6 protein-coding genes are annotated in these 5,753 nt (G+C 66.4%); 5 read left to right on the top strand and 1 reads right to left on the bottom strand.

Annotated features, from left to right (window positions below; genetic code table 11):
- The first annotated feature begins 329 nt into the window (after positions 1-329).
- The 5 genes from A3764_RS11880 to rfbA all read left to right on the top strand — a co-directional run bounded on the left by A3764_RS11880 (position 330) and on the right by rfbA (position 4,798).
- Complete coding sequence (locus A3764_RS11880) at positions 330-1,388, top strand: DUF2793 domain-containing protein (RefSeq protein WP_067922529.1); 1,059 nt, start codon at positions 330-332, stop codon at positions 1,386-1,388.
- Positions 1,389-1,459: 71 nt separating this feature from the next.
- A complete protein-coding gene (rfbC, locus tag A3764_RS11875) occupies positions 1,460-2,029 on the top strand; it encodes a dTDP-4-dehydrorhamnose 3,5-epimerase (RefSeq protein WP_067922526.1) in 570 nt (189 codons plus the stop codon).
- Positions 2,026-3,066: a dTDP-glucose 4,6-dehydratase gene (gene rfbB, locus A3764_RS11870; protein WP_067922523.1), complete on the top strand. Its 1,041-nt coding sequence runs from the start codon at positions 2,026-2,028 to the stop codon at positions 3,064-3,066. The genes rfbC and rfbB overlap by 4 nt, the downstream gene beginning before the upstream one ends.
- Positions 3,063-3,929 carry a dTDP-4-dehydrorhamnose reductase gene (rfbD, locus tag A3764_RS11865; RefSeq protein WP_067922520.1) on the top strand — a complete coding sequence of 289 codons (867 nt, stop codon included), beginning with the start codon at positions 3,063-3,065 and terminating at the stop codon, positions 3,927-3,929. The genes rfbB and rfbD overlap by 4 nt, the downstream gene beginning before the upstream one ends.
- Positions 3,926-4,798, top strand: coding sequence for a glucose-1-phosphate thymidylyltransferase RfbA (rfbA, locus tag A3764_RS11860; protein ID WP_067922517.1), 873 nt, complete (start codon positions 3,926-3,928; stop codon positions 4,796-4,798). The genes rfbD and rfbA overlap by 4 nt, the downstream gene beginning before the upstream one ends.
- Positions 4,799-4,810: 12 nt before the next feature.
- Here rfbA and A3764_RS11855 read toward each other — a convergent pair.
- Positions 4,811-5,753: glycosyltransferase (locus A3764_RS11855; protein ID WP_330220521.1), on the bottom strand; the 943-nt coding region annotated here is incomplete at its 5' end.

The raw sequence follows: 5,753 nt of genomic DNA, 5'->3' as shown, positions 1-5,753 counted from the left end.
CCCCTTTCCGGCCCCGATCACCACGGTTCGTCCCTTGGGCGGGGGCGGAAGATGCCGTGACAGAGCCGTTTCGGGCAGGGCCGCGGTGACCGCTGCGTCAAAAAGTTCCTGCAGCAGCTGTCTGTCAGCGTCGGTGTCGTTTTGCATCCGCGATCCCCGTCATGGTNTTGCGCGGGTAGTCTAGTAGCGGGTGCAGGGCACTACCAGCGGGAAGGCGATTCCACGCCCGCCCGTTGCGCGCCAGGGGTGAGCGGCGCACGGCGGGTTAAGGCGATGCTGACGGTCGCTCAGGTTACTGACGGCCCCGCAAATCTTTCGGAGCACGCCCGATGTCTGAAAACTCGCCGCTTCTCGACCTTCCGTATCTGCAGCCCGCGCAGGCTCAGAAACATGTGACCCATAACGAGGCTTTGCGGATGCTCGACGCATCCGTTCAGCTTTCCGTTCCGGGGCCGGGCGAAAGCGCGCCGCCCGCCGATCCGCAGGAGGGTCAGCGCCTGCTGGTTGCTAGCGGGGCGACCGGCGATTGGCAAGGGCAGGACAATGCCGTGGCGGTCTTTGTCGACGGGGCGTGGCAGTTTTTCGTCCCCGCAGTCGGCTGGACGGCATGGCTGCGGGAGGCTGGGACGTGGGCGGCCTTCGACGGCAGTGATTGGCGAGAGATGGCGCCGGGGCGGTGGGGCGTGAACGCCACCGCCGACGCGCAGACCCGCCTAGCCGTTGCCGCCGAAGGTACGCTCTTGACCCATGACGGTGCCGATCACCGGTTGCGGATCAACAAGGCCACGCCGGGCGACACCGCGTCGCTGCTGTTCCAGACCGGCTATTCGGGCCGGGCGGAGATGGGGCTGGCCGGGGATGATGGCTTTGCCGTCAAGTTGAGCGCCGATGGCGCCGCCTGGCGTACCGCGCTGGCCTTCGACCCGGCCACGGGCGGGGTGACGGGCGATGCCGTGCAGCAAGATGCGGCGGATGCCACGCCCGGGCGGCTGATGCTGGCCGAACACGGGCTGCTGCGCGGCGATGTGGTGGGTACGGTTTCCCAGACCGGCGGCACTGCGACCGGCGCGGTCATCGAATCCGTCGACGGGGCCGGGGGTCGCGTGGTGAAATGGGCGGACGGGACCATGATGATGACCCGCCGGGTCACATTCGACATGAACGAGAGCGCGGCCCAGAGCTTTGCCTATCCGCAATTGCCCGCCTCGGTACTGGCCGGAGCGGTGGCCGGGGCCGATGCCGCCGAAGCGGGCGACGCCACCAAGCGTCAGGTGCTGGCGGACCTTGCGCTCTGGACGGATGCGGGCGCGTGGGTTTTGCACCTGCCGCAGCCTGCGGGGCCGGGGACAGTGACGTTGAACCTGAGTGTCACAGGTCAGTGGTATTGAGCGTTCGCCAGATGGACTTGGTACCGGGAAGTTGCTAGCGGTTGCACCGACCGATAGTGATGGAGCCAGTAATGAAGATCGAAGAGACGGCCCTGCCGGGGGTCATAATCCTGACACCGGCGCGTTTCACCGATCAGCGCGGTTTTTTCAGCGAAAGCTGGAACCGCGCGCGGCTGGCCGAACACGGTATCCACGCCGATTTCGTGCAGGACAATCACAGCATGTCGCATCAGGCGGGTACGGTGCGGGGGCTGCATTACCAGACACCGCCCCATGCGCAGGGCAAGCTCGTCCGCTGCGGGCGCGGGGCGCTTTGGGACGTGGCGGTGGATTTCCGGCAGGGCAGCCCGACCTTCGCGCAATGGGTCGGTGTCGAGCTCAGCTTCGAGAACGGGCGCCAGCTCTGGATTCCGGCGGGCTTTCTGCATGGGTTCGTGACGCGCGAGGCCGATACGGAGATCATCTACAAATGCACCGATGCCTATGCGCCCGAATGTGACGCGGCGGTCCGGTTCGACGATCCGGACATCGGTATCGACTGGGGGATAGACCCTGACGCGGCGCTTCTGAGCGAAAAGGACAGCAAGGCACCCTACATTGGCGAGGTTACATCGCCCTTCCGCTGGGAAGATGCGGCATGAAGATACTGGTCACGGGGGGCGCGGGGTTCATCGGGTCGGCGGTGGTGCGTCAGGCCATCGCGCGGGGGCATGAGGTTATAAACCTCGATGCGCTGACCTATGCGTCCTGTCCCGCAAACCTCACCCCTGTGCAGGACGACCCGGCCTATCGGTTCGAGAAAGCGGATATTCGGGACCGGGCAACGCTGGACAGGATCCTTGTGGACCACCAGCCCGACGCGGTGATGCATCTGGCGGCGGAGTCCCATGTGGACCGGTCCATCGACGGGCCGGGCGACTTTATCGAGACGAATATCACAGGCACCTACAACCTGCTGGAAGCGGCCCGCGCCTATTGGATGGCCCGGGGCAGACCGGAGGGTTTCCGCTTTCACCACGTCTCTACCGATGAGGTTTTCGGCTCTCTCGGGGCGGAGGGATTTTTTACCGAAACGTCCCCATATGCGCCCAACAGCCCCTATTCAGCGTCGAAAGCAGCGAGCGATCACCTCGTCCGGGCCTGGCATGAGACCTACGGATTGCCGGTGGTGCTGAGCAATTGCTCCAACAACTATGGCCCTTACCAGTTTCCCGAAAAGCTGATCCCGGTAGTGATCCTGCGGGCGCTCGCGCGGGAGCCCATTCCCGTCTACGGGGATGGGGCGAATGTGCGCGATTGGCTCTATGTGGAGGACCACGCCGACGCCTTGCTGGCGGTGCTCGCCCGGGGCGAGAACGGGCGGTCCTACAACATCGGGGGCGAGAACGAAGCGCGCAACATCGACCTTGTGCGGAGCATTTGTGGCATCGTCGATGCGCGGTTGGGAGAGGATCGGAGTTCTGCCGATCTGATCACCTTCGTCAGCGACAGGCCGGGGCATGACCGGCGCTATGCGATCGATCCGACCCGCGTCCGCGAGGAACTTGGCTGGCGGCCTTCGGTCGCGCTCGAAGAGGGTCTGCGCAGCACGGTAGACTGGTATCTGGACAACCGCGGCTGGTGGGAAACGCTGCTGGCGCGGGATGGCGTCGGGCAGAGACTGGGGCAGGGCGGGTGAGGGCGCTGGTCTTTGGAACGACCGGGCAGGTGGCGCGGGAACTGGCCCGGCATCTGCCGGATGGCGTGCAGCTCACCGCACTGGCACGGGCAGACGCGGATTTGAGTGACCCGGCTGCCTGCGCCGAAGCTGTCACGGGTGCACAGGCCGATGTCGTGATCAACGCCGCGGCCTATACTGCCGTGGACCGGGCAGAGGATGAAGAGACGCTCGCGACCGTGATCAACGGTGCCGCCCCCGGGGCCATGGCGCGCGCCGCAGCGGCCCGGGGCCTGCCCTTCGTGCATCTTTCGACCGACTACGTTTTCGACGGCTCCGGCAACGCACCCTTCACCCCGGAGGACGAGACCGGCCCGCTCAACGCCTATGGCCGCAGCAAACTGGCCGGGGAGCGAGAGATCGCGGAGGCCGGGGGGCGCCATGTGATCCTGCGCACGTCATGGGTGTTTTCCGCGCATGGGGCGAATTTCGTGAAAACCATGCTGCGGCTCGCCGAGGGTCGCGACAGGCTCGATATCGTGTCTGACCAGCGGGGCGGTCCCACCCCGGCGGGGGAGATCGCGAAAGCAGTCTGGCGGATCGCCGGTCAGCTGCATTCGGGCGGGGGTGCTTCGGGCATCCACCATTTCAGCGGCTGGCCCGATACCGGATGGGACGGCTTCGCGCGGGAGATCTTTGCGACGGCGGGCAAGAACGTGACGGTCCACGGCATCCCCACGGCGGAGTATCCTACGCCAGCGCAGCGGCCGCTCAACTCGCGGCTGGATTGCAGCACCACCGAAGCGGCCTTTGGGATCGAACGACCTGATTGGCGCCGTGCGCTCACCGATATTCTGCAGCACCTCCGAAAGGACGACATATGACGCAACGCAAGGGCATCATCCTCGCCGGGGGGTCGGGCACGCGGCTTTATCCGATCACCATGGCGCTGTCGAAACAGTTGCTGCCGGTCTACGACAAACCGATGATCTATTATCCGCTGTCGGTGCTGATGCTGGCCGATATCCGCGAGATCGCGATCATCACCACACCGCAGGACGCCGACCAGTTCCGCCGCCTCTTGGGGGACGGGGCGCAATGGGGCCTCTCCTTTACATACATCGAACAGCCCGAACCCGAAGGGCTGGCGCAGGCCTATCTGCTGGCGGAAGATTTTCTGGATGGCGCGCCTTCGGCCATGATCCTCGGCGATAATATCTTCTTTGGTCACGGTTTGCCGGAACGGCTGGCCGCTGCGGATGCGCGGGGCACGGGCGGCACGGTCTTCGGCTATCAGGTCTCCGACCCGCAACGCTACGGCGTCGTTGATTTCGACGCGGAGGGGCGGGCGATTTCCATCGTTGAAAAGCCTGCTGACCCGCCGTCGAGTTTCGCGGTGACGGGGCTCTATTTCCTCGATGGGCAGGCGTCGCGACGGGCGCGGGATGTGCGCCCCTCTGCCCGGGGGGAGTTGGAGATCACCTCGCTGCTGGAGATGTATCTGCACCGGGGGGAACTGACCGTGGAGCAGATGGGCCGCGGCTTTGCCTGGCTGGATACCGGCACCCATGGCAGCATGCTGGATGCGAGCAATTTTGTCCGTACGCTGGAACAGCGGCAGGGGCTGCAAACCGGCTGCCCCGAAGAGATCGCCTATCACCGGGGCTGGATTTCGGCGGAGGACCTGCGGGCATTGGCGGCGCCCTATTCGAAGAACGATTACGGGCGGTACCTTGAACGGTTGCTGAAGTAGCGCCCTCAGGGCTTACAGCCGGTTGAGCGCGGCCAGCAGCCAGAGCGCCAGCTGGCCCGCGCGGGACTGCCGGTAGACGCCGGAGGCGCGCAGCCCGCGGAGCCTTCGGGTCAGCCCGGGGGCGCGGCGCGTGGCGGTGAAACTGTCGAAAGCGACGCGGTTTTCCGGGGTGAGTGCGCCGCGCAGGCTGGAAAGCGCGGCGAGGTTGGCATCGTTCCAGCGCCGCGACCGGCCGGAGAAGGACTGCATCATGTGCCGCAGGCGCCCCCGCGCGCCGTTGCAGGCGCCCAGCATGTTGCCCCGATGCTGGCGGTAGAAAAGCTGCGGCTGCGGATCGGGGATCGCCCGGCCCCCCGCCCCGGTGACCAGCAGATAGATCCACCAGTCATGCAGGGGCACCGGGGCGCGCGCGGCTTCGTGGCGCAGCACCAGATCGATGGCGGCCCGGTTCAGTAGCAGCGTGTTTCCGGCGGCGATATTCTGCACCATGGCGTTGCGAAAGCCGGTGGCCCTGCGCGGCGTGCTGCAAGGGCGGGGCCGGGCGAGGCGGCTGTCGCAGCGGAGCCGGTGCCCGAAGCCAAGCGCGGGGAGATGGGCGGGACATTCCGCGAGCCTTTGCCGCGCGCGCGCCAGTTTGTCGGGCATCCAGACATCGTCTTGATCACTGAAGGCGATGAAGGGTGCGCCAGGGTCCGCCGCGCGCAGAAGGTGGAGGAAGTTTTCAGCCGCCCCGCGCCCCGGCCCGGGGATCATGCGGACCTGTCCCGGCGGGAAGCGCGACGCGAAGGCACGGAGGATGTCGGGCCCCGCGTCGGTAGAGCCGTCATCGGAGACGAGCAGCCGCCAGCGGATGCCGCGCTGCATGGCGATACTGTCGAGCTGGGCCTGCAAAAAGACCGCGCCATCCTTCAGGGCCAGCAGGATCAGGACCTCGGGCTGCGCCGGTAGGGTGGCG

The sequence above is a fragment of the Sulfitobacter sp. HI0129 genome (assembly GCF_001635395.1).
In the GTDB taxonomy this organism is placed as follows: Bacteria; Pseudomonadota; Alphaproteobacteria; order Rhodobacterales; family Rhodobacteraceae; genus Sulfitobacter.
This window is presented reverse-complemented; position numbering and strand designations above follow the sequence as displayed.

Coding starts and splice junctions, on each gene's coding strand:
- rfbB (WP_067922523.1), top strand. CDS start 2,026: ATGAAGATACTGGTCACGGGGGGCGCGGGGTTCATCGGGTCGGCGGTG.
- rfbC (WP_067922526.1), top strand. CDS start 1,460: ATGAAGATCGAAGAGACGGCCCTGCCGGGGGTCATAATCCTGACACCG.
- rfbA (WP_067922517.1), top strand. CDS start 3,926: ATGACGCAACGCAAGGGCATCATCCTCGCCGGGGGGTCGGGCACGCGG.
- A3764_RS11880 (WP_067922529.1), top strand. CDS start 330: ATGTCTGAAAACTCGCCGCTTCTCGACCTTCCGTATCTGCAGCCCGCG.